At 71.9% G+C, this 22,564-nt stretch carries 22 protein-coding genes and 2 pseudogenes; 12 read left to right on the top strand and 12 right to left on the bottom strand.

Annotated features, from left to right (window positions below):
• Window positions 1–10 precede the first annotated feature (10 nt).
• The 3 genes from ACZ434_RS23975 to ACZ434_RS23965 all read left to right on the top strand — a co-directional run bounded on the left by ACZ434_RS23975 (window position 11) and on the right by ACZ434_RS23965 (window position 3,041).
• Entirely contained in the window at window positions 11–1,597 is a 1,587-nt protein-coding gene (locus tag ACZ434_RS23975) for an ABC transporter substrate-binding protein (protein WP_468459080.1), read from the top strand.
• 91 nt (window positions 1,598–1,688) lie between these two features.
• Entirely contained in the window at window positions 1,689–2,372 is a 684-nt protein-coding gene (locus tag ACZ434_RS23970) for a uracil-DNA glycosylase (RefSeq protein WP_468459078.1), read from the top strand.
• 144 nt (window positions 2,373–2,516) lie between these two features.
• Entirely contained in the window at window positions 2,517–3,041 is a 525-nt protein-coding gene (locus tag ACZ434_RS23965; RefSeq protein ID WP_468459076.1) for a hypothetical protein, read from the top strand.
• 102 nt (window positions 3,042–3,143) lie between these two features.
• On the opposite strand, the gene ACZ434_RS23960 is transcribed toward ACZ434_RS23965, so the two are convergent.
• From ACZ434_RS23960 to ACZ434_RS23950, 3 genes are all read right to left on the bottom strand, one after another.
• Window positions 3,144–3,629 carry a hypothetical protein gene (locus tag ACZ434_RS23960; RefSeq protein WP_468459074.1) on the bottom strand — a complete coding sequence of 162 codons (486 nt, stop codon included), beginning with the start codon at window positions 3,627–3,629 and terminating at the stop codon, window positions 3,144–3,146.
• A gap of 112 nt (window positions 3,630–3,741) precedes the next feature.
• The gene (locus ACZ434_RS23955; protein WP_468459072.1) at window positions 3,742–4,254 is read right to left on the bottom strand and encodes a DinB family protein; all 513 of its coding nucleotides are present in this window, start codon (window positions 4,252–4,254) and stop codon (window positions 3,742–3,744) included.
• 30 nt (window positions 4,255–4,284) lie between these two features.
• Window positions 4,285–4,887 (bottom strand): TetR/AcrR family transcriptional regulator, encoded by a 603-nt coding sequence (locus ACZ434_RS23950; protein WP_468459070.1) that lies wholly within the window; start codon window positions 4,885–4,887, stop codon window positions 4,285–4,287.
• Between the two features lie 85 nt (window positions 4,888–4,972).
• On the opposite strand from ACZ434_RS23950, the gene ACZ434_RS23945 reads away from it, so the two are divergent.
• Both ACZ434_RS23945 and ACZ434_RS23940 read left to right on the top strand, forming a co-directional pair.
• Window positions 4,973–6,217, top strand: a complete 1,245-nt coding sequence (locus ACZ434_RS23945; protein WP_468459068.1) for an FAD-dependent monooxygenase — start codon at window positions 4,973–4,975, stop codon at window positions 6,215–6,217.
• On the top strand, window positions 6,214–7,119 hold the full coding sequence (locus ACZ434_RS23940; RefSeq protein WP_468459066.1) for a Gfo/Idh/MocA family protein: 906 nt from the start codon (window positions 6,214–6,216) through the stop codon (window positions 7,117–7,119). The genes ACZ434_RS23945 and ACZ434_RS23940 overlap by 4 nt, the downstream gene beginning before the upstream one ends.
• On the opposite strand, the gene lnt is transcribed toward ACZ434_RS23940, so the two are convergent.
• Together lnt and ACZ434_RS23930 are read right to left on the bottom strand one after the other, a co-directional pair.
• Window positions 7,043–8,608 (bottom strand): apolipoprotein N-acyltransferase, encoded by a 1,566-nt coding sequence (gene lnt / locus ACZ434_RS23935; RefSeq protein ID WP_468459064.1) that lies wholly within the window; start codon window positions 8,606–8,608, stop codon window positions 7,043–7,045. The genes ACZ434_RS23940 and lnt overlap by 77 nt on opposite strands.
• Before the next feature lie 69 nt (window positions 8,609–8,677).
• A complete protein-coding gene (locus tag ACZ434_RS23930) occupies window positions 8,678–9,163 on the bottom strand; it encodes a nuclear transport factor 2 family protein (protein WP_468459062.1) in 486 nt (161 codons plus the stop codon).
• Between the two features lie 84 nt (window positions 9,164–9,247).
• On the opposite strand from ACZ434_RS23930, the pseudogene ACZ434_RS23925 reads away from it, so the two are divergent.
• Window positions 9,248–9,418: pseudogene (locus ACZ434_RS23925) on the top strand (DUF4291 family protein); the annotation flags it as partial.
• A 38-nt stretch (window positions 9,419–9,456) separates the two neighbouring features.
• On the opposite strand, the gene ACZ434_RS23920 reads toward ACZ434_RS23925, so the two are convergent.
• From ACZ434_RS23920 to ACZ434_RS23910, 3 genes are all read right to left on the bottom strand, one after another.
• On the bottom strand, window positions 9,457–10,050 hold the full coding sequence (locus ACZ434_RS23920) for a hypothetical protein (RefSeq protein WP_468459060.1): 594 nt from the start codon (window positions 10,048–10,050) through the stop codon (window positions 9,457–9,459).
• A gap of 47 nt (window positions 10,051–10,097) precedes the next feature.
• Window positions 10,098–12,368 (bottom strand): tyrosine-type recombinase/integrase, encoded by a 2,271-nt coding sequence (locus tag ACZ434_RS23915; RefSeq protein ID WP_468459058.1) that lies wholly within the window; start codon window positions 12,366–12,368, stop codon window positions 10,098–10,100.
• Between the two features lie 172 nt (window positions 12,369–12,540).
• Window positions 12,541–13,590, bottom strand: a complete 1,050-nt coding sequence (locus ACZ434_RS23910; protein WP_468459159.1) for a tyrosine-type recombinase/integrase — start codon at window positions 13,588–13,590, stop codon at window positions 12,541–12,543.
• Window positions 13,591–13,819: 229 nt separating this feature from the next.
• Between ACZ434_RS23910 and ACZ434_RS23905 the strand changes: the two are divergent.
• Window positions 13,820–14,266, top strand: a pseudogene (locus tag ACZ434_RS23905) (DUF4291 domain-containing protein); the annotation flags it as partial.
• Window positions 14,267–14,302: 36 nt separating this feature from the next.
• Complete coding sequence (locus ACZ434_RS23900; protein WP_468459056.1) at window positions 14,303–15,043, top strand: SDR family NAD(P)-dependent oxidoreductase; 741 nt, start codon at window positions 14,303–14,305, stop codon at window positions 15,041–15,043.
• A 24-nt stretch (window positions 15,044–15,067) separates the two neighbouring features.
• Here ACZ434_RS23900 and ACZ434_RS23895 read toward each other — a convergent pair whose 3' ends face one another.
• From ACZ434_RS23895 to ACZ434_RS23885, 3 genes are all read right to left on the bottom strand, one after another.
• Window positions 15,068–15,247, bottom strand: coding sequence for a hypothetical protein (locus ACZ434_RS23895; RefSeq protein ID WP_468459054.1), 180 nt, complete (start codon window positions 15,245–15,247; stop codon window positions 15,068–15,070).
• A gap of 98 nt (window positions 15,248–15,345) precedes the next feature.
• Window positions 15,346–16,221 (bottom strand): undecaprenyl-diphosphate phosphatase, encoded by an 876-nt coding sequence (locus ACZ434_RS23890; RefSeq protein ID WP_468459052.1) that lies wholly within the window; start codon window positions 16,219–16,221, stop codon window positions 15,346–15,348.
• Between the two features lie 154 nt (window positions 16,222–16,375).
• On the bottom strand, window positions 16,376–16,846 hold the full coding sequence (locus tag ACZ434_RS23885; protein WP_468459050.1) for a winged helix-turn-helix transcriptional regulator: 471 nt from the start codon (window positions 16,844–16,846) through the stop codon (window positions 16,376–16,378).
• Between the two features lie 163 nt (window positions 16,847–17,009).
• Between ACZ434_RS23885 and ACZ434_RS23880 the strand changes: the two genes are divergently transcribed.
• The gene (locus tag ACZ434_RS23880; protein ID WP_468459048.1) at window positions 17,010–18,179 is read left to right on the top strand and encodes a thiolase family protein; all 1,170 of its coding nucleotides are present in this window, start codon (window positions 17,010–17,012) and stop codon (window positions 18,177–18,179) included.
• Between the two features lie 16 nt (window positions 18,180–18,195).
• On the opposite strand, the gene ACZ434_RS23875 is transcribed toward ACZ434_RS23880, so the two are convergent.
• Window positions 18,196–18,984, bottom strand: coding sequence for a TVP38/TMEM64 family protein (locus ACZ434_RS23875; RefSeq protein WP_468459046.1), 789 nt, complete (start codon window positions 18,982–18,984; stop codon window positions 18,196–18,198).
• A gap of 49 nt (window positions 18,985–19,033) precedes the next feature.
• On the opposite strand from ACZ434_RS23875, the gene ACZ434_RS23870 reads away from it, so the two are divergent.
• The 3 genes from ACZ434_RS23870 (at window position 19,034) to ACZ434_RS23860 (ending at window position 22,185) form a co-directional block, all read left to right on the top strand.
• Window positions 19,034–19,771, top strand: coding sequence for a DNA alkylation repair protein (locus tag ACZ434_RS23870; protein ID WP_468459043.1), 738 nt, complete (start codon window positions 19,034–19,036; stop codon window positions 19,769–19,771).
• A 324-nt stretch (window positions 19,772–20,095) separates the two neighbouring features.
• The gene (tuf, locus tag ACZ434_RS23865) at window positions 20,096–21,265 is read left to right on the top strand and encodes an elongation factor Tu (RefSeq protein WP_468459041.1); all 1,170 of its coding nucleotides are present in this window, start codon (window positions 20,096–20,098) and stop codon (window positions 21,263–21,265) included.
• Window positions 21,266–21,339: 74 nt separating this feature from the next.
• Complete coding sequence (locus ACZ434_RS23860; RefSeq protein ID WP_468459039.1) at window positions 21,340–22,185, top strand: spermidine synthase; 846 nt, start codon at window positions 21,340–21,342, stop codon at window positions 22,183–22,185.
• The last annotated feature ends 379 nt before the right edge of the window (window positions 22,186–22,564 follow it).

The raw sequence follows: 22,564 nt of genomic DNA, 5'->3' as shown, positions 1-22,564 counted from the left end.
GAGCGTGCGCGTGTTCAACCGGAACCGATGCCTGCGGCGGGTGGCGGCCATCGCGTCCATATCGTCCCTGATAACCGGATGCGGCATTCTGTCGTCCGGTGATCCGGACGACGAGGGACCTATCGTCGTGGGAACCACCAGCTCGCCCAGCACGCTGGATCCTGCCGCATCCTGGGACAACTCCTGGGAGCTGTTCCGCAACATCTACCAGACCCTGCTGAACTACCCGGTCGGCGCGACCACTCCGCAACCCGACGCCGCGGAGAGCTGCGAGTTCTCCGACAGCTCCAACCAGGTCTACCGCTGCGAACTGCGCGAGGGCCTGAAGTTCTCCGACGGCGACACGCTCGACGCCAAGGCGGTCAAGCACTCGATCGACCGGATCCGGGAGATCAACGTCAACGGCGGACCGGCCGGTCTGCTGGGCAGCCTCGAACGGGTGCAGGCCCCCAGTGAGCGCGAGGTCGTCTTCTACCTCAACAAGCCGGACGCCACCTTCCCGTTCGTGCTCGCCACCCCCGCGATGTCGATCGTCGACCCCGACTCCTACCCGTCGGACGCGCTGCGCGAGGACACCGGCGTCGTCGGTTCGGGGCCGTACGCCCTCCAGGCGTACGAGGACGGCGAGAGGGCCGAACTCGTCCGCAACGAGCACTACAAGGGCTACGCCGAGCGGAAGAACGACGCGGTGACCCTCCGCTACTTCCAGGATTCCGGCGCCATGGTCAAGGCGCTGAGGAACCGGGAGGTCGATCTGACCTACCGCGGTCTCGCCGCGGGCGACGTCATCGAGTTCCAGGGCCGGGCCGCCAAGGAGGAGGAGATCCAGCTCATCGAGGGCACCGGGACGGACATCAACTACCTGGTGTTCAACCCCAAGGACCGGTGGGCCGGCAAGAAGGCGGTGCGGCGGGCGGTCGCCCAGCTCGTCGACCGCGCGGCGATCGCGCACAAGGTCTACAGGGACACCGTCGACCCGCTGTACTCCATGGTCCCCAAGGGCCTGGCCGGGCACACCACCGGCTTCTTCGACAACTACGGCGAGCCCAGCGTCGACAAGGCCCGGGAGATCCTCACCGACGCGGGCATCACCGAGCCCGTCCCGCTCACCCTGTGGTACACCACGGACCGCTACGGCTCCGAGACCGCGCTGGAGTTCAAGGAGATCGAGCGGCAGCTCGAGGCGTCGGAGCTGTTCGACATCACGCTCAAGAGCCGCCCGTGGAAGACCTACGTCGAGGGCTACCAGAAGGGCGAGTACCCGGTGTTCGGGCGCGGCTGGTCCCCCGACTTCCCGGACGCCGACAACTTCATCGCCCCCTTCGTCGGCAAGCAGAACGCACTGGGTACGCCCTACGAGGCGACCGAGATCACCGACAAGCTGCTGCCCAGCTCCCGCCGGGAGAGCGACCGCGGCAACGTGGTGAAGCAGTTCGAGGAGGCCCAGCAGATCCTCGTCGACGACGTGCGGCTGCTGCCCCTGTGGCAGGGCCGGCAGTACGTGGCGGCGAGCCGGGACATCTCGGGCGTGGAGCGGTCGCTGGACCCCTCCACGATCATGAAGGTGGGGCAGCTGTCCCGGAAGACCAGCTGGTAGAGCCGGGCGCATCCGGCCGCGCGGGCCGGTTGTCAGTGGTCGCCTGTAGGTTCAGTGGCCTGGAAGCGACCGCACACGTAAGGACATTGACGTGACCGACATCGCCATGCTGCCCGAGTCCTGGCGCGGGGTTCTGGGCGACGAACTGCAGCAGCCCTACTTCAAGGAGCTGACCGAGTTCGTCGAGGAGGAGCGGGCGAAGGGTCCCGTCCATCCGCCCCGCGAGGAGGTCTTCGCGGCGCTGGACGCGACGCCGTACGACAAGGTGAAGGTCCTGGTCCTCGGCCAGGACCCGTACCACGGCGAGGGCCAGGGCCACGGCCTGTGCTTCTCGGTCCGGCCCGGCGTGAAGGTCCCCCCGTCGCTGCGCAACATCTACAAGGAGATGCACGCCGAGCTGGGCACGCCCGTTCCGGACAACGGCTATCTGATGCCGTGGGCCGAGCAGGGCGTGCTGCTGCTCAACGCGGTGCTGACGGTCCGCGGGGGCGAGGCCAACTCCCACAAGGGGCGGGGCTGGGAGAAGTTCACCGACGCGGTCATCCGCGCGGTCGCCGGCCGTCCCGACCCGGCGGTCTTCGTGCTGTGGGGCAACTACGCGCAGAAGAAGCTCCCGCTGATCGACGAGAGCCGGCACGTGGTGGTCAAGGGCGCGCATCCCTCGCCGCTGTCGGCGAAGAAGTTCTTCGGATCCCGTCCGTTCACGCAGATCAACGAGGCGGTGGCCGCGCAGGGCCACGAGCCGATCGACTGGACCGTGCCGAACATCGGCTGACGGCTCCTCACCGGGTGCGGACCCCTCACCGGGGCCCCGCACCCGGACCGGCCCTCGGGGCGTCACGGAGCGGCTTGTCCGGTATCGCCCCGGTCTGCGGTTAGCGTCGGGGGACGACAGCCGGCGAGCGGTGCGGAGGACGCGGTGGCGGAGCGACAGCAGCAGGCGGCGCCGGACGCCGTCCTGACACGGATCGGTCAGGTCGTGATGCTGCACCACGCGGGCGACCGCGAGGAGGCCCGGCGCCGCTTCCTCGGCATCTGGGCGGAGATCGGCGAGCACGGCGACCCGCTGCACCGCTGCACGCTCGCCCACTACCTCGCCGACACCCAGGACGATCCCGGGGACGAGCTGGCCTGGGACCTGCGGGCGCTCACGGCGGCCGAGGAGGTCGCCGACGACCGCCTCGGCGCGTACGAGGGATCCCCCGCGGTGCGCGCCCTCTACCCCTCGCTGCATCTCGGCCTCGCCGCCGACTACGCCCGCCTCGGCCGCCCCGACGCCGCCCGCAGCCACCTCCGCCGGGCCAGGGACACCGCCCGCACCCTCGCCGACGACCGCTACGGCGAGGGCGTACGGTCCGCCATCCGGCGGCTGCAGACCCTGCTGGACGAGGACGGCGGACCGGGCGACCGGTGGACGGGAACCATTCCCGGGGAGGACTTCTGAAACGCCGCGCGACCCGGTCGACGGGTGTCTCGCCCGACGGCCGCACCGTCGCGCCGGACGACGACTTCGGCCGAACGGCGCCCGACGCGGACGAGTCCGGGCTCAGCGGCCGTAGGTGTCCTTGCAGATGGTCGCCTCCGGGCTGTCCGCCTGCCAGCCGCCGTACTCCCTGCCCAGCGCGCAGAGGTCCGCGCCGCCGCCGGTGTCCGGGCGCACCGGCCCGGCGGTGCCCGGGGGAGCCACCGGCGGGCGGGGCGGGGGGACCTTCGCGTCCGGCCCCGGCCGGGCGGTTCGGGTCCGCCCGTTCCGGCCGTCGGAGGGCGTGTCCCGGCCCGGCCCGGCCGTTGGGGTGGCGCGGTGCGACGCCGCCTTCTCCGGGGACGGGGAGGGGCCGACCATTTCCAGTGCCTCACTCGCCGGCCCCTGCACGATCTGCGGATCGTCCGTCACGACCGGGCGGGGCCCGGGTCCCTGCGCGGGTGCCGTCGCCGGGCCGGGTGCGAGGGGGCGCTGGACCGTCATGCAGCCCGAGAGGGCGGAGACCGCCACGGTCACCAGGAGCGTTGCTGTGGTCGTCGTTCGATGCACCCGTGCCACTCTGCTCGCTCCGGCCGCCCCGGAGGGCGCGGACAGGCACAGCATGCCCCGCACGGGTGATCTCCCGCCCCGTACGGACGCTCCGCAGGTGCCGGGGCTGACGTCAGTCGCCGGTGGCGCCGTCTATCCGTTCGCGGATCAGGTCGGCGTGCCCGTTGTGACGCGCGTACTCCTCGATCAGGTGGGTGTAGATCCAGCGCAGGGTGTACGGGTTCTCACTGAACCGGTGGCGGCCCCGGGAGGGATCGTCCAGGGCGAAGCCGGCGGCGTTGCGCCGTGCGGCGGCGATCTCCGCCTGCCAGGTGCCGTACGCCTCCTTCCAGGTGTCCCCCTCGGTCAGGTGGAACTCGCCGTCCCGGTCGGCCTCGCTGTAGTGGATCGGGCCGGCGTCCTCGTCGGCGAGCACCCTGCGGAACCAGCTCCGTTCCACCTCCGACATGTGCCGCACCAGGCCCATCAAGGACAGGTCCGAGGGCGGCACCGACGTGGTGCGCAGCTGCTCGTCGCTCAGCCCCTCGCATTTCCGGGCGAGGGTGCCGCGGTGGTAGTCCAGCCAGCCCTCCAGCATGGTGCGTTCGTCGGCGTCGGCGGCGGGTTCACGGCGCTCGGTCGTCATGCCGCCATCCTCGCCCGCCACTGACCGGATTCACCAGGGATTTCCGGTCCCGAGCATTCCGGCCAGCAGTTCCCCCACATCCGCGCGCACCTCGGCGAGGCCCGGCACGCGCGCGCTGAAGGAACCGGCCACGCAGGAGAACATCAGGCCGTCCGCCCAGGCGATCAGCGACAGCGCGTGACGCTCCGGGTCCGTGGAACCCAGTCCGGTGACGAGGGCGGTCAGCCGGTCGCGGAAGCGTGCGCCGGCCGCGTCGAAGTACGCCCGCAGCTCGGGGCGGCGGGTGGCTTCCAGGGCCAGTTCGTAGCGGGCGAGGGTCAGCTCCCGGTTGTCCGTCAGCACGCGGTGGGCGGCCAGCGCGAGGGCGTCCGCCAGGGAGCCGGCGCCGGCCCGCGGATCGGGCATTTCGTGCAGCCCGAGAACCCGTGCCTCCCGCTCGGCGAGCCGCCGTACCGCCAGTTCCAGCAGGGCCTGCCGGGTCCGTGCCAGGTTCGAGGTGGACCCCTGGGGGAGTCCGGCCGCCTCGTCGACCGCGCGGTGGGTGAGGCCGCGCATCCCGCGCTCGGCGAGCAGGGCGAGGGCGGTGTCGGCGACGAGATCGGCACGGGCGGCGCCCGGGGTGCTGGCGGACATGGAGGTCAAACTACCCGCACCACTACGGCTGTAGTACGTTGGAGCCAGCGCTCACTACAGATGTAGTTCCGGTGGAGGAGGAGTCATGGCACCCATCGAGCGGGCGATCGTGATCGGCGGCGGCATCGGCGGCCTCACCACGGCCGTCGCCCTGCACCGGCGCGGTGTGCGGGTGACGGTGCTGGAGCGGGCCGCGTCCCTGGAACCGGTCGGCGCCGCCATTTCCCTGTCGCCCAACGCGCTCCGCGCCCTGGACGTCATCGGGCTCGGCGACGCCATCCGCGCCCTGTCGGCCTGGCAGGGGGACGGAGGACTGCGCGCGCCCGGCGGGCGCTGGCTCTCCCGCACCAGCGCCGCCGCCGCGGCCGAGCGCTTCGGCGGGCCGCTCGTGCTGCTCCACAGGGCCACGCTCATCGGCCACCTCGCCGCGCGCGTGCCGTCCGACGCCGTCCGCACCGGCACCGCGGCCCGGCTCCTCGACCCGGGAGACCCCGCGGACCCCGGACGTCCCGCCCGCGTGGGCACCCCCGACGGCGAACTGGAGGCCGACCTGGTGGTGGCCGCCGACGGCATCCACTCCGCCGTCCGCCGCGCGCTGTTCCCCGCCCACCCCGGCGCGGTGTACTCCGGGTTCACCACCTGGCGCGTGGTGATCCCCCTGCCAGGCGTGGAGTTCGCCTCGCACGAGACCTGGGGCCGGGGCCGCCTCTGGGGCACCCATCCGCTCAAGGACGGCCGGGTCTACGCGTACGCCGCCGCTTTGGCGCCCGCCGGAGCCCGCGCCCCCGACGACGAGCGGGCCGAACTGCTGCGGCTCTACGGGGACTGGCACACCCCCGTCCCCGAGGTGCTCGCGGCCGCCCGCCCCGGCGACGTCCTGCGCCACGACGTCCACCACATCACCGAACCGCTGCCCGCCTTCCACCACGGCCGCGTGGCCCTGGCCGGCGACGCCGCGCACGCCATGCCGCCGACCCTCGGCCAGGGCGGCAACCAGGCCATCGAGGACGCCGTCACCCTCGCCCACCACTGCGGCGACCTGCCCGCCTACACCGCGGCCCGCCTGCCCCGCACCACCGCGATCGCCCGCCGGGCCGTGACGGCGGCCCGCCTCGGCATGGCGTCCGGCCGCGCCGTCACCGCCGTACGCGACAACGCCCTCGCCGCGCTGTCGAGGACCGCGCCGGCGCTGCTCCTGCGCGGCTTCGACGGCATCGCCGACTGGCGGCCGCCCGGGAGCACCGCCCACTCGGTCGGAGCCGGGAGAGGGGAAGGCCGTATGCTCCCAGCGGACCACGGCAGGCAAGGGCTAGAGGAGAACACCCCGTGAAGGTCGGCTGCATCGGACTCGGCGACATCGCGCAGAAGGCCTACCTTCCGGTGCTCTCCGGCCTGCCCGGAGTGGAACTGCACCTGCAGACCCGCACCCCCGCGACGCTCGAACGGGTCGCCGACGGCCTCCACCTCCCGCCCGGGCGGCGCCACGCGGACCTCGGCTCCCTGCTCGACCAGGACCTCGACGCGGCCTTCGTGCACGCGCCGACCCACGTCCACCCGGAGATCGTGACCCGCCTCCTCCAGGCGGGCGTACCGACGTACGTCGACAAGCCGCTCGCCTACGAACTCGCCGACTCCGAGCGGCTGGTGGCCCTCGCCGAGGAGCGGGGCACCAGCCTCGCCGTCGGTTTCAACCGCCGCTTCGCCCCCGGCTACGCGCAGTGCGCCGACCACCCGCGCGAGCTGATCCTGATGCAGAAGAACCGCACCGGGCTGCCGGAGGACCCGCGCACCATGGTCCTCGACGACTTCATCCACGTCGTGGACACCCTGCGCTTCCTGGTGCCCGGCCAGGTCGACGACGTGACCGTGCGCGCCCGCACCGTGGACGGGCTGCTGCACCACGTGGTGCTCCAGCTCGCGGGGGAGGGCTTCACCGCACTGGGGGTGATGAACCGGCTCAGCGGTTCCGCCGAGGAGATCCTGGAGGTCTCCGGGCAGGACACCAAGCGCCAGGTGGTCAACCTCGCCGAGGTGATCGACCACAAGGGGCAGCCGACCGTGCGGCGGCGCGGGGACTGGGTGCCGGTGGCGCGCCAGCGGGGCATCGAGCAGGTCGTGCTCGCCTTCCTGGACGCCGTGCGCGCGGGCGAGGTGCTCAGCGCCCGGGACGCGCTGGCGACCCATGAGCTGTGCGAGCGGGTGGTACGAGCGATCCACGAGCGCTCCGCCTGACGCGCACCGCTTCGGCGACGCCCCAGACCGCGAGGATCAGCAGCGCCGCGTGCAGCGGCCAGTCGCCGAAACGGACGTAGAGCGTGGTGCCGTGCGACAGCGGCACCTCGTACACCTGCGCGGCAGCGGTGTCCGTGCCGAGCCGCGGGCCGACCGGCCCGCCGTCCGGTCCGTACACGGCGGAGACGCCCGTCAGGGTCGCGTGCACCATCGGGCGGCCGGTCTCGGCGGCGCGCAGCGCGGCGAGCGAGGCGTGCTGGGCCGGCGCCCAGCTCTGCTGGAACGTCGAGGTGGAGGACTGGGCGAGCAGCACGTCGGCGCCGTCCTGGGCGAGATGCCGGCTCATGTCGGGGAACGCCGACTCGAAGCACACCATCGGGCCGATCCGCAGCCCGTTCCCCGCGTCCATCACCACCTGCTCGGAGCCCTGCCGGCGGTCCTCGCCGGCCGCCCTGCCGACGGAGGTCGCCCAGCCCAGCAGGGAGCGCGCCGGGATGTACTCGCCGAACGGAACCAGCCGCATCTTGTCGTAGCGGTCCCCGGTGGGGCCGTCCGGGCCGATCAGCACCGAACTCTTGTAGATGCCGGGCCGGTCCGAGCGCCGGGCGTCCACGTTGACCAGGATCCGCGCCTCCGTCCCGTCCGCCAGCGCGGTCAGCCGCCGCGCGAGGTCGGGCCGGTCCCCGAGGTCGAAGCCGACGCTGCTCTCGCCCCAGACGACCAGGCCGACGTCCTGGCCGGCCAGCTCGCGCGTGAGCCGTTCCTCCAGGTCGAAGCGGCGGTCGGCGCTGTCGCGCCCGGCGACGACCCCCGGCTGCACGAGCGCGACGCGGACCCGCTCGCCGGTGTCCGGGCGGGGCGACCACAACCAGGCGGCGGAGACGACCGCGGCCACGGCGACCAGCCCGGCCACGGCCGGTATCCGGGCCCGCCGGACCGCGAGGAGCACCGCCACCGCGACGTTCAGCGCCACCACCGCGAAACTCGCCAGCCACACCCCGCCCACCGACGCCAGCCGCAGCGCGGCCTCCACCTCCCACTGGCTCGCGCCGAGCACCCCCCAGGGGCCGCCGAGCCCCTGCCAGGAGCGGACCAGCTCGATCGCCAGCCATCCCGACGGCACCACGATGAGTGCGGCCGCCACCCGGCCCCGCGACGGCGCCCCGCCCAGCAGCCGCCGCACCAGCCACCCCCACGGCGCCCACAGCGCGCCCAGCAGCGCGGCGATGACGAACGTGAACACATGCAGGTTCGGCAGCAGCCAGTGGTGCATGGCCAGCATGAACCCGAACCCGCCCCACCAGCCGTCGAACACCGCCCGCCTCCCCGTCGCGGCCGTACGGGCCAGCAGAATCCACGGGACCAGGGCGACGTAGGCGAACCACCACAGGGACGGGGCGGGAAACGCCAGGACGGGCAGGGCGCCGGCGACCGCGGCGGCGGTCGAGCGGCGCCAGGGGGAGGCGAGCCAGTGGCCGAGCGACTTCATAGGCGCCTCCCTACCCCGTGGTGCCTCCAGTGTGCGTCGCGGACGTGATCGGCGACACCGCACACCGGATCAGTGGATCACAGGAGCCGTTCGCCGGTCGGGTACGCGGCGCCACATCTCCCGCACGACCACCCCGGTCAGCCGCCAGCCGTCGTCCGTGCGCAGCACCGCGAACACGCACCGGCCGCCGCACACGAAGTCCGGCTCGGTGGGCGCGCCCCCGGCCCCGGTGCGGCCCATCGGGTTCACGTAGTCGGCCCGCACCTCGGCCGTGTCGCCCCGGTCCTGCTCCCAGATCCCGAACCGCACCCGCCGGTTGACGATCAGATGCTGCCGTACGGGAAAACCCCCGAGGCTCTCCGCGAGCCATCCGGCCACCGTCCCGGCGCTCCCCTCGATACCGCCGGCCGAGCGGTAGTCCGCCCGCCCGCCGGGCGTGAACAGGGCCCGGTACGCCTCCCAGTCACCGTCGTCCACGGCCACCGCGTACTCGGTGACGAGTCCGTCCACGGCCAGTCGGTCCCTCACCGTCGCGAGCTCCACACGCTGGGTCATCGGCACAGTGTTGGCCATGCGGCGGGCGCAGCCAAGGGGCGTGCGCGGATATTCACTGGCCTTCGACGTACGGTCCGGCCGAGGCTGTACGCCGTGAACCACCAAACGGACCGGCGCCCGAAGTTCGAGGTGCGCGCCCACCACACCGATTCCACCGTCACCGTCTACCAGGCCTACCGCCCCGGCATCGGCCTCGCCGCCGCACGCCACGGCAGGTTCACGTCGTCCTGGAGCCGGGAGCGCATGACGTGGATCTTCTCTGCACCAACGCCAGGAGCCGTTGGCCCCCTTTCCTATGCCGTAGGCGTGGCCGGAGGTCGCTGAACTTCCAGGACGACTGCCGTCCCGGCCACGGATCGGTCCTCGTGCATGGTGATCACTTGGCCGGGCTCAAGGTGCTGCCACTGCTGAGGGTCAAGGGGCGCGAGTCGCACCGAGGCTCGTCCGCCAGGTTCGAGGAAGGGCGTGCGTTCAACCCAGAGCATGGCGATGTTGAGGGCCGGTTCGCCGGTCGGGGTTCGGTTTCCGATGTTCCACATCGGTCGCAGGACGCCGGCGCCGGAGATGGGCGTCTGTCGTCTGGCCTCGGCGGCCGGGCGGAGCGTGAGGTCGGCCCGGATGATGCCGTTGCGGGTTTCGTAGCAGCGCCAGTGGCACCAGGCCGCACTCGTCTCCAGCCGCATCTGTTCGGCAGCGGTGGCCAGGGTTTCCCAGAAACTCAGGGGAAGCGGTTGGACGTCTCCGAGTTCCTCCAGCAGGTCAAGGGCCACCTCCCACTCGTCGTGGGTGAGGTACTCCCAGACGTCGGCCACCGTGATGTCGTTCTCGGTGGCCATTTCCTCGGGGACGAGCAGGGAGGCGGCTTCCAGCAGCTTGGGAACATCCATGCGCCTGATTCTGACCCAGGCCGCGTTTCTGGTGTTCGCAGTGCTGCTTACCTCTCTGTGGCCTGGGGTTTCTGATGGGGGATCGCAGGCATTCCGAGGGAGACAGGATCGCTGCGCTGGAAGCGGTGGGCCTGCTCGCGCTTGCTCCGCAAGAAGGTGAGCGTCAGATCGAGGCCTTCGATCTCGCCTCGCCAGTCCTCTTCGACGGCTCGTTTGCGGCGGGCGAGGAGGTCCTCTTCCAGCTCGTTGAGGCGGGGCAGCATCTTCGGGTTGATGCTGAGCATCGGGCAGCGGATGCAGGCGTGTTCGTGCGCGCACGGGGTGCCGTAGGGACGGCCGCAGGAGCCGAGTTCGACCCGGCGCTTGTCGAAGTGCTCCTGGAAGTCCTCCCACTCGTCGCGGGTGGGCTCCCGGTACTCCTCGACCGGTCGCGTTCCTCGGCGTCGGGCGAGGAATTGGTGGTAGTGGCTGATGACGTCCTCGTCGAAGACCGCGACGTAGCCGCGGGTGGTGCGGATGTCGAGGTGCCCGAGCAGGGCGGCGCCGATGTGAATGGGCAGACCGTTGTTCACCAGCTCGGTGGCGAACAGCCGTCGGAAGTCGTGCGGGGCGAAGTGCACGTTGGCGAACTCCGGGTGCGTGGCGGCCAGCTCATTGCACGCACGTCGCACGATGCGCCACACCGTCGTGCTGGACATGCCGCGCTGGCTGCTGCTGTGGACGGTCTGGAAGAGGTAGGGCAGCTCCTCGCTCCAAACCTTCTCGTGCAGGTCGTATCGGGCGCAGACCGGGACGGTGCCGTGTTCCTGGCGGTGGCGGCGGATGACCTGGGCGATGACGTGGAACAGCTCGGCCGACATGGGGATGACGCGTTCACGTTCGCTCTTGGACGGGCTGACGACCAGGAGCGCGACGACCTCGCCGTTCGGGCGCTGGTACTGCCGGACGCTGAGGTGGCTCAGTTCGGTGAGTTCCTCGGCGCGCAGGCCGGCCAGCCGGAGTGTCTCCACGACGGCCCACTGCCAAAACGCGGCGTTCTCGTCCTGGGAGACGCGTACGAGGTCGCCAGTGGAACGATTGACCACACGGACCGGGGGCCGGTTGTGGCGCTCGTTGCAAGACACCCGCAGCCATGTGGTGCCGTCGTGCACGAACTCTTCGCCGGGTCTGACGCTTTGCGCGGCCTTCAGCAGCTCTCTGCGCTGGTGCCAGGTGTCGTTGACGTGCTGGGAGAGGATCGGCAGCAGCGGCTGACGGACGCGCGTGCGGTTGGCGATCCGTTCGTTCAGGCGGCGCCGGCGCAGCTGAAAGTGGCGCAGGTCGGCGTCCCGGACCGGGCAGGGCGCGACCCATTTCGCCCACCGCTCGGGCTCGGCGACGGACCAGGTGTGCAGGTCGAGGTAGAGGGACCGGACCGCCAGCAGCGGGCCGTCCATGTCCAGGCGGGGCTTGCCGCCGGGCAGGACCAGCAGCTTCTCCTTCCACTGTGTGAAGGTCTCCTCCGACAGCCGCAGGTCGGCCTGCTCGGGATTGATCTCCTCGATCACCTTCCAGAACGTCTTGACCAGGCGGGTGATCAGGTGCCGCAGGGTCGAGTAGTCCAGCTCGGCGGAGCGGCGGCGTACGTACTCCACCAACAGGTCCCGCACCTCGCGGTTGCGCAGCTGATGGCGGTCTACGGCTTCCTCGATCGACAACTGCCCTCGGGTGACAGCAGCCCGCAGAGTTCGCGGAGCGGAGCGCGGGAACTGCCCCATTTCGTGCAACACCGGCCAGGCCAGTGTGCCGGAGAAGGTGCCGGACTCGGCGTCTTCCCCGGCCAGAGCATGGGCTCGGCATTCGACGGCGTAGTGCAGTAGGGCCTCGGGCGTGAGCCCGTCCAGGTCGATCCCGAAGACCGTCAACGCGTAGCAGACGTCGGACTTCGCCCGGCCACGACGGGAGGAGCCGACGGGCAGCTGATCGACCCGCTCGCAGAACTCCTCCAGCCACGGATCATTCGCGATGCTGCGGAACCACGGGGTGTAGCGGGTGAAGGTGTTGGAGCGCAGGCCCAGCAGCGTGGGTCGGATCAACCGCATGGCGAAGCATCGGCCCGCCGCCGCGCTCAGCCGACGACTCAGGGCACGGTCGTCCCCAGCGACCCGGCCGACGGGAATGCCCGCGTCGTGGCCGGCCGCTTCCCAGCGCTCCTGCCAGGTGTCTCCGGGAAATCGGGTCAGGTAGCCGAGGAACTCCTGCATTTCTTGACGTGCTCGCCACGTCTTGGAGCCGGCAGGCAGGAAGTGCCCGATGACCACCTCGGTGATCTCCTCCATCGAGGCCGTCGCGAAGTCCCCAAGCGAGCGAGGCGGCCGCATCGGCCGTGGCGGAGGGGCGGGAATGATGGCAGTGGGCTCGAAGTTTCCGGTCGCCACCCGGCCTTCGGCACTCTCATGACGGCGGACCCGATTGGTCGTCGGGCCTTGAAGCCGCAGGCTGTCGCCGACTTTAGCGCCCGGCACCGAACACCGCCTCGATGTCGCTCGCCTCGTATCGCTGGGGCCACGTGGTCGGCTGGACCGGCCGTGCGTAGTGCTCTGCGAGCTTGTCCACCAGGTCGTCCAGCCCGACCACGGTGTAGAGGGCCGTGGTGCTGATATGGGCATGTCGCAGGATCGTCTGCACCTCCACCAGCGTCAGCTCCGGGTCGCGGGCGAGTCGGGTCGCGGCGGTGTGCCGCAGGTCGTGCAGCGTCCAGTTCGCCCCGATCGCTTCGTCCGCGCGCTGGATGATGCGGCGGGCCGCCCAGTAGGTCAGCGGTCTCGGCTGGCCGCGGCGGGTGCGCCAGAGTGGCATGCCGTCGGGTGGGAGCCCGGCATCCTCCAGGTAGGCGGCGAGGTGGGCGAGGGCCTCGGGCGATACCGGGACCGGTTGTCGGGCCCGGCTGCCTTTGGAGATCACCCACAACTGGCCCTTGGTCCAGTCGACGTCTCCGAGTTCGACCCCTAGCAATTCGGATGCTCGGGCGCCAGACGAGACGTAGCAGGACAGCAATGCCCGGTCCCGTGCGCACTTCATCTGAGTGAACAGTTCGTCCCACTGGTGATCGGGCAGTGCCCGCGGTTGCCGGGCAGGCACCTTCGGCCGCAGCCGACCGCGCCGGTACGCGGCGCGAGCCTCGATCGGCGACAGGTGCGCGAGCGCAGCACGGCGTGCCCTGCTCTCAGGCACCGGGTTCACCACCGGACCCCGGCCGAAGTGCAGGTGAAAGGCGTAGAACCCATGAACTGCCGAAAGGTTGTGAGCGATGGTCGCCGGAGCGTACCCGCCCCGAAGCGTCGGCTTGCCCGTCTTCGGGTTAACCGTCCCGGCCCGGTGGCCACCTGCCCGGCGCTGGCGCTGTGGGTTGCGAGCCGAGCGGAGCCAGCCCACCAACGCGGCGGTCTCCGCCTCGGTGGCCTGCTCCCAGCCCACATCCAGTGCCCAGAGCACCCGGTACCAGCGCAGCAGGTCAAAGCCGTAGCTGCGACATGTCAGCGGGCTGGCATCGCCCAGCATCCGGTCCCGAAGGTAACTGCTGACCGGCTCGATCTCCCGACCAGCAGCATCCACCACCCGCCACGGCAGCGAAGGCGACTCGCCTTCTACCACCGCCCCCATCCGGGGCAGCCGTACCCGGCCGTCGATCAGATCTCGATGAATCGAAGGAGCTTCATGCACACCCGCATGCTCGTGAACCAAGGTCACGGAGTCGAGCCGTGGCCTGAGCTAGTGCAGTCAACTGACCAAGCCGTCCTTCCTGTGGATGATGTACCGCTGCGGGTGGGCCACGAAGAAGGACCAGGAGACCGTGCTGGCCGTGGAGATCAGCCGGGAGGGATTCGTCTGGGCGTTGCGGAACGCGTGTCTGTCGCACTACGTCCCCGTTCTGCACGGTGACGCGGCGGCCTGGAAACGGGAGTTGCGGCAGGCGCCCGCGCGGGTGCAGTGGGATCCGGAGCGGGACCTGCGTCTCCAGCCGTTGCCGTACCGCTCGCTGCAGCTGGGGCTCGCGGGGGAGGCGGCCGCCCGGTACGCGGACGAGTGGATCGTGGGCATCGAGGACGTGACACCGCTCGTCCGGGAGGTCCACTCCCTGGTGCGGGAGGGGCGGCTGGAGCGTGCGGCGGGGAGGCTGCCGGAGGAGCGGGTCTGCGCCCTTGACGACGAAGTGCTCGCGCATCTGCGAGCCTGAGGATCTTCGTTCCGCGCTCTTCGCCAGGAGGTACACATGAAGCGTCTGGTCACGGTGGTCACCGGCGGTGGCCGGGGGATCGGTGCCGCGACCTGTCTGCGGCTCGCGGCGGAGGGACACGACGTGGTGGTGAACTACGTCCGGGACGCCGCTGCCGCCGAGTCGGTGGCGGAGGGGGTGCGGGCGGCCGGGGCGCGGGCGGTGACCGTGCGCGCGGACACCTCGGTCGAGGCGGACGCCGAGCGGCTGTTCGAGGTGGCGGAGCGGGAGCTGGGGCCGGTGACGGGGCTGGTGAACAACGCCGCGGTGACCGGGCCGCTGGGGCGGTTCACCGAGGCGGACACCGGTACGCTGCGGCGGGTCGTCGACGTCAACCTGATGGGGACGCTGCTGTGTTCGCGGCGGGCGGCGCAGCTGATGGTCCCCCGGGGCGAGGGCGTGATCGTGAACATCTCCTCCGGCGCCGCCACGCTGGGCAGTCCGAACGAGTACGTGCACTACGCGGCGACCAAGGCCGCCGTCGACACGCTCACCCTGGGCCTGGCCAAGGAGCTGGGTCCGGACGGCATCCGCGTCAACGCGGTCGCCCCGGGTGTGATCGACACGGAGATGCATGCCGCGATGGGTGCGCCGGACCGTGCCCGGCGGGTGGCCGCGTCGGTTCCGCTGCGGCGGGCGGGGCGGGCCGAGGAGATCGCGGCGGCCGTGGCGTGGCTGATGTCGCCGGACGCCTCGTACACCACGGGGACGGTGCTGCGGGTCGCGGGCGGACGCTGAGGAGGACGGGAGGGGCCGGGGCGGTCAGGCCGCTTCGACGACCCGGCCGCGGATCGCCGAGGCCCACTCGACCACGAGCAGCTCGTACTCCGCGCGCTCCTGGGCGGACAGGGAGCCCCGCGTGCGCAGCCACAGCGCGCGGATCTGCTCGTTGACCTCGGCGGCGGACCGCACGGAACCAGGGGTCGTTAATTCGGGGGACATGCGGACCAGCCTAGGGCCACGGACTGACAGTGCGCTACCGGACGGCTACCCGACCCCTATGCTCTCGGTCACGTGCCGCGGTCACCTTCCGCGCGGGCTCAGCCCGCCGACTCCGCCGCGTGCGGGCTGAGGACGCCCATGCCGACCAGGACGATGATCACAATGCCGAGCGCGATGCGGTACCAGACGAACGGCATGAAGCTCTTGGTCGAGATGAACTTCATGAACCAGGCGATCACCGCGTACCCGGTGACGAAGGCGATGACCGTCGCGAACACCGTCGGGCCCCAGGAGACGTGCCCGCCGTCCGCGGCGTCCTTGAGCTCGAACAGACCGGAGGCCAGTACCGCCGGGATGGCGAGCAGGAAGGAGTAGCGGGCCGCGGCCTCACGCCGGTAGCCCATGAACAGGCCGCCGCTGATGGTGGCGCCGGAGCGGGAGACGCCCGGGATGAGGGCCAGTGCCTGGCAGATTCCGTAGATCAGACCGTCCTTCACGGTCAGGTCCCCGAGGTCCTTGCGCTGTTTGGCGGCCCGGTGCCGGCCGCCGCTCTCGTCCCGCGCGGCGAGGCGGTCGGCGACGCCGAGCACGATGCCCATGCCGATGAGCATCGCCGCGGTGAGCCGCAGATCGCGGAAGGGGCCCTCGATCTGGTCCTTGAGGGTCACCCCCAGCACACCGATCGGGATGGAGCCGACGATGACCAGCCAGCCCATGCGCGCGTCCTGGTCCCGGCGCATTTCCTTGTCGGTCAGGGAGCGGGTCCAGGCCGACAGGATCCGGCCGATGTCCTTGCGGAAGTAGATCAGCACCGCGGTCTCCGTGCCGATCTGGGTGATCGCGGTGAAGGCCGCGCCCGGATCCTCCCAGCCGGAGAAGGCCGCGGTCAGCCGCAGGTGCGCGCTGGAGGAGACGGGAAGGAACTCGGTCAGCCCCTGGACGAGTCCGAGGATGAGGGATTCAAACCAAGACATGAGTCAGCGGAGTCCAAGTGCCGGGCCGGAACGGGTTAGGGCACACCGGACCGCCGTGTGCGGTGATCGATGATCAGGCGCGCCGAGGGCGAAGCGTAGCGCCCCAAGATGAACCCCGGGGGCCGGGGCGGCGCGGCTCGCCGACCCCGGGAGCTCAGGCCGCCGCCGGGCCGCTCACCGTCCACCCCGGTGCCTGCGGACGGGGGGTCAGCTCCTCGTGCCGTACCTCGTCGCCGCAGGTCCGGCAGATGACGGCCGGCACGAACGTCTCGCCGCAGCCGTGGTCGAGCATCATCGGCGGACCGCCGTCCCGCCGCAGATGGCGGTCGCCCCACTCCTTGAGCAGCAGCAGGACGGGCTCCAGTTCCAGCCCCGCCCGGGTGGGCCGGTACTCGAAGCGCTGCGGGCGCTCGCTGTAGGGGTGCTTCGCGAGGATCCCGGCCTCGACCAGCCGGCGCAGCCGCGCGGCCAGGACGTCGCGCGGGGCGCCGATGTTGCGCACCAACTGGTCGAAGCGGCCGTTGCCGAGGCACACCTCCCGCAGCACGAGCAGGGAGTACTTCTCGCCGACGAGTGCGAGCGCGTCGGCGATCGAGCAGGGGCGCGGGTCTTTGGGAGCGGCCATACGTCCGAGTCTAGGTGAGGGTTTGGTTGTCCAACTCGCGGGTTTGTTTTTCCAACCGACGGCGCTATGGTGAGTTCGGATTTCCTACTCATCGGTACGTCGTTCTCACCGGTACGTCGTTCCTGCATCGCCCCGGCATCGTCCGGGCGGCCAAGGAGGCCCCATGCGTGACGCAGTCGTCGTCGAAGCCGTACGCACCCCCATCGGCAAGGGCAAACCGCACGGGGCCCTCGCCCACGTCCACCCCGTCGAACTCCTCGCCCACACCCTGCGCGCCCTCGTCGAGCGCTCCGGGGTGGATCCCGCGCTGATCGACGACGTCATCGGCGGCGCCGTCGACCAGGTCGGCGAGCAGGCCATGAACACCACGCGCTACGCCGCCCTGTCCGCCGGTCTGCCGGAGTCCGTTCCGGCCACCACAGTGGACCGCCAGTGCGGTTCCTCCCAGCAGGCCGTGCACTTCGCGGCCCAGGGCGTCGTGGCGGGCGCGTACGACCTCGTCATCGCCTGCGGTGTGGAGTCGATGAGCCGGGTGCCGATGTGGTCCAACGTGCCCGAGGGCAAGGACCCCTTCGGTCCCGGGGTCGCCGAGCGCTACCCGGAGGGGCTCGTCCCCCAGGGCATCAGCGCCGAACTCATCGCCGCCAAGTGGTCGATCGGCCGCGAGCGGATGGACGGCTTCGCCGTCACCTCCCACCACAGGGCCGCCGCGGCCTGGGACGCCGGACTCTTCGACGCCGAGGTCGCACCCCTGGAAGGCCTCACACGTGACGAGTGCGTACGCCCCGACAGCACCACCGAGGTCCTGGCGGGACTGCGGCCCGCCTACCACGACCCGGTCTTCGCCGAGCGCTTCCCGCAGATCGAGTGGAACGTCACGGCGGGCAACGCCAGCCCCGTCAACGACGGCGCCTCCGCCGTCCTCATCGCCTCGGGCGAGACCGCCGCCCGGCTCGGTCTGCGTCCCCTCGCGCGGCTGCACGGCTTCGCCGTCACCGGCTCCGACCCGCTGCTGATGCTCACCGGTGTCGTCCCGGCCACCGAGAAGGTGCTGCGCCGGACGGGACTCGCGCTCGACGACATCGACCTCTTCGAGGTCAACGAGGCGTTCGCCGGCGTGGTCCTGGCCTGGCAGCAGGAGACCGGAGCCGACCTCGCCAAGGTCAACGTCCACGGCGGCGCCATCGCCCTCGGCCATCCGCTCGGCGCCAGCGGCACCCGGCTGACGACGACCCTGGTCCACGCGATGCGTGAACGCGGCGCCCGCTACGGGCTGCAGACCATGTGCGAGGCGGGCGGACTGGCCAACGCGATGATTGTCGAACGCGTCTGACGCCCCGCCGGCCGGTTCACCGGCCGGTCAGCCGGTGCCGCTTGCGCCACGCCACCACCGCGCCCGCCAGGCCCGGTACGGCGATGCAGGCCAGCGCGATCAGGAAGGCCGGGGACGTCGGCGTCGAGGCGCGGGCGCCGGCCACGACATAGGCGGCGGTGTTCGGGATCGAGCCGAGCGCCGTCGCCAGCAGGAACGGCAGCAGGCCCATACGGGAGACCGCGGCACAGTAGTTCGAGGCGGCGAACGGGATGCCGGGGAACAGCCGGGCCGCCAGCATCGAGCGGAACCCGTGCCGGCTCAGCTGGTCGTCCGCGGCCTTCAGCCAGCGTCCGCGCAGCAGCGGACGGAGCGCCTCCTGGCCGAGCGCCCGCCCCAGACAGAAGGCCAGCCCGGCGCCCAGCACCGTGCCGCCCAGCGCCGCGACCAGCCCCAGCTGGGAGGCGAACAGCGCCCCCGCGGCCAGGTTCAGCAGCGGACGCGGCACGAACGCCACCGTGCAGACCCCGTAGGCCACCGCGTACGCCACGACCGCCACGGCCCCGCCGAGCCGGTCGGGCCAGCCCTCGGTCAGCAGCCGCTGCGGCTCGAGGACGAGCATCGCCGACGCCGCGGCGGCGAGCAGCACGACGAGCAGGGACAGCCGCGACCACGGCGACAGCAGGACTCTGGCGCACCGCGCGGCGAAACCCGAGGCGGGTGCGAGAGCGGGCGCGGCCGTGGGGACGGCGACCGCGAGGTCGGGTGCGGCGGCCCGGGGAGAGACCGCGGCGGTGCCCCCAGAGCGGGTGGTGGCATCGAGCATCCGGTGACACTAACCGACAAATATGTGTGATCGCCGTAGTGTTCGTCTCATGCGCGTCACAGGAGACGGGACGGCGGCCCCGGCACCGCGTGTGCCGGGCAGCCCGCTCGCCGACACGGTGCTGGAGCGGCTCACCGCCGCCTACCGGCCGGCGGCCGACCCGGAGCGGGCCCCGGCGATGCGGGCGTACATGAAGGACGTCGCCCCCTTCCTCGGCCTGACCACCCCGGTCCGCCGCGCCCTGTCCCGCACCGTCACGGCGGGACTGCCCCGGCCCGACGAGTCCGACTGCGCCGCCGTCGCGCTGCGCTGCTGGGCGCTGCCCGAGCGCGAATACCACTACTTCGCCGTGGACTATCTGCGCCGGCACGTACGGCACTGCTCCTCCGCCTTTCTCCCCGTCACCCGGCACCTGCTCACCACGGTCCCGTGGTGGGACACCGTCGACCTGCTCGCCGCGCACGTCGTCGGGGCGCTGGTCGCCGCCGACCCGGCGCTCACCGCCGACATGGACGCCTGGATCACCGACGACGACATGTGGCTGGCCCGCACCGCCCTGCTCCACCAGCTGCGCTACAGGGAACGCACCGACACCGAACGCCTCTTCGGATACTGCCTGCGCCAGTCGGGCCACCCGGACTTCTTCATCCGCAAGGCCATCGGCTGGTGCTTGCGCGAGTACGCCAAGACCGACCCCGACGCCGTACGGGACTTCCTCGCCCGTGAACGGGGACGGTTCGCGCCGCTGTCGGTGCGGGAGGCGCTGAAGAACATCGGCGCCCGGTAGCTCGGGCCGGCCAGGTCCGGTCCGGTCGGCCCGGAAAACCATTCGACGCGGGGCGGGGCGTCGGCGATGATCGACGCATGTTCCGGTACGCCTTCCACCTCGCAGCATCCGCCGTCGCGGATGCGCCGAAGGCTGCCGTTCCCGCTTTCCTCGCCGCTGTCGACGGCGCCCGAAGCTGACCCTCCCCGGATCGTCCGGCGGACCCCCCAGGGGGAGGGTCGGCCAGGTTCCCGGGGTCCCCGTCCCGGCCGCGCGCCGACCCGCCGCGCCCGGGGCCGTCACGCGTCACCACGCGACATCACCGAGAGGCTTCGAGGTACCGCCATGTCCAAGACGGCGTACGTCCGCACCAAACCGCATCTGAACATCGGCACGATGGGCCATGTCGACCACGGCAAGACCACCCTGACCGCCGCCATCACCAAGGTCCTCGCCGAGCGCGGCTCCGGCAGTTTCGTGCCGTTCGACCGCATCGACCGGGCCCCGGAGGAGGCCGCCCGCGGCATCACCATCAACATCGCGCACGTCGAGTACGAGACCGACACCCGGCACTACGCGCATGTCGACATGCCCGGCCACGCCGACTACGTCAAGAACATGGTCACCGGCGCCGCGCAGCTCGACGGGGCGATCCTCGTCGTCTCCGCGCTCGACGGGATCATGCCGCAGACCGCCGAGCACGTCCTGCTCGCCCGCCAGGTGGGCGTGAACCACATCGTCGTGGCGATCAACAAGGCCGACGCCGGCGACGAGGAGCTGACCGACCTGGTCGAGCTGGAGGTCCGCGACCTGCTCTCCGCGCACGGCTACGGCGGCGAGTCCGCGCCCGTCGTACGGGTCTCCGGGCTCAAGGCGCTGGAGGGCGACCCGCGCTGGACGGCGTCGATCGACGCGCTGCTGGACGCGGTGGACACCTATGTGCCCATGCCCGAGCGGTACCTGGACGCGCCGTTCCTGCTGCCGGTGGAGAACGTGCTCACCATCACCGGCCGGGGCACCGTCGTCACCGGAGCGGTCGAGCGGGGCACGATCCGCGTCGGCGACCGGGTCGAGGTGCTCGGCGCCGGGGTGGAGACCGTGGTGACCGGCCTGGAGACCTTCGGCAAGCCCATGGAGGAGGCGCAGGCCGGTGACAACGTGGCGCTGCTGCTGCGCGGTGTGCCGCGGGACGCGGTGCGACGCGGGCACGTGGTCGCCGCGCCGGGCAGCGTGGTGCCGGGCAGGCGCTTCACCGCGCAGGTGTACGTGCTGTCGGCCCGCGAGGGCGGCCGTACGACACCGGTGACGACCGGCTACCGGCCGCAGTTCTACATCCGCACGGCGGACGTCGTGGGTGAAGTGGACCTCGGTGAGGCGGCGGTGGCCCGGCCCGGGGACACGGTCACGATGACGGTCGAGCTGGGCCGGGACGTGCCCCTGGAGGCCGGGCTCGGGTTCGCCGTCCGTGAGGGCGGACGCACCGTCGGCGCCGGCACCGTGACGTCGGTCGGCTGAGCCGCGGACGGCCGCCCGCTCCCGCTCACGGGGGGCGGGCGGCCGCGCGTACGGGCCACGGGGACAATGGGGCGGTGAGCGAATCCGTCCCCGTGGTCCGTGCCGTCGGTCACGGCACCGCCAAGCTGATGCCCGACGTGGACCGGGAGCGGGCCTGGCTGCTCACCGTCGACGGGGCCCCGCAGTCGTACGTCGACCTCGACGAGCCGACGCACCTGGAGTTCGAGTACGCCCGGCGGCTCGGGCACGTCCTCGACGTGGCCGCCGAGCCGGGGGCCCCGCTGGACGCCCTGCACCTCGGGGGCGGTGCGCTCACCCTGCCCCGCTACCTGGCCGCCACCCGGCCCGGCTCCCGGCAGCACGTCGTGGAGTTCGACCGGAAACTGCTGGACCTCGTCACCGGGGAACTGCCCCTCCCCGCGGGCGCCGACGTCACGCTGCACGCGGCGGACGCCCGCGCGTGGCTGGCGGCGGCACCCGACGACAGCGCGGATGTCCTGGTCGCCGACGTGTTCGGCGGCTCACGGGTGCCGGCCCACCTGACCTCCGTGGCCTACGTCCATGAGGCCGCGCGTGTGCTGCGGCCCGGCGGGGTCTACCTCGCCAACCTTCCGGACGCGGCCCCGTTCGCCTTCCTGCGTTCCCAGCTGGCCACGCTGGGAACGCGGTTCGAGGAGCTGGCGCTGATCGCCGAGCCGGGAGTGCTGCGCGGACGCCGCTTCGGCAACGCGGTCCTCGCCGCGGCCCACCACCCCCTGGACGTCGCCGCACTGTCCCGCGCCACCGCCGCCGACGCCTTCCCGGCCCGGGTGGAACACGGCACCGCGCTCCGGGACTTCATCGGCGGCGCCCTCCCGGTACGGGACGAGGACGCCGTCCCCTCGCCCGAGCCGCCGACCGGGGCGTTCGGCATCGGCTGACACACGGCCGACGTCACGGATGACGCGTGTCCGTCAGGGACGGGGCCGTGCCACCTGACCTCCGGGCCGCGGGTGGCAGTCGGGCCCAATACCGTCGGACTGGCCGGCTTCCGCGGAGCCTTGCCGGTGGGGAATCAGTCCGAGTCCGACATCGCGGTCGGTGTGTGTCCGGTCGGGGACGCGCCGGCGTGCCCTGCCGGCGTTCTGGTCGCGGTGGGCGGTGTGGCGTCAAGCTGTCGGATGTTCGTCCCCCGTGGGGCTCCGCCGACGGGGGGTTGGTCCGGGTTCGCGTCCGATATCGCGGTCGGTGTGAGCCTGGTCGGGGACGCGCCGGCGTGCCGTACCGGCGTTCTGGTCGCGGTGGGCCGTCGGTCTGTCG

Source organism: Streptomyces sp. NPDC030893 (assembly GCF_055571535.1).
Note: the sequence above shows the minus strand (reverse complement) of the source record. Positions and strands in the feature narration are given on the sequence as shown.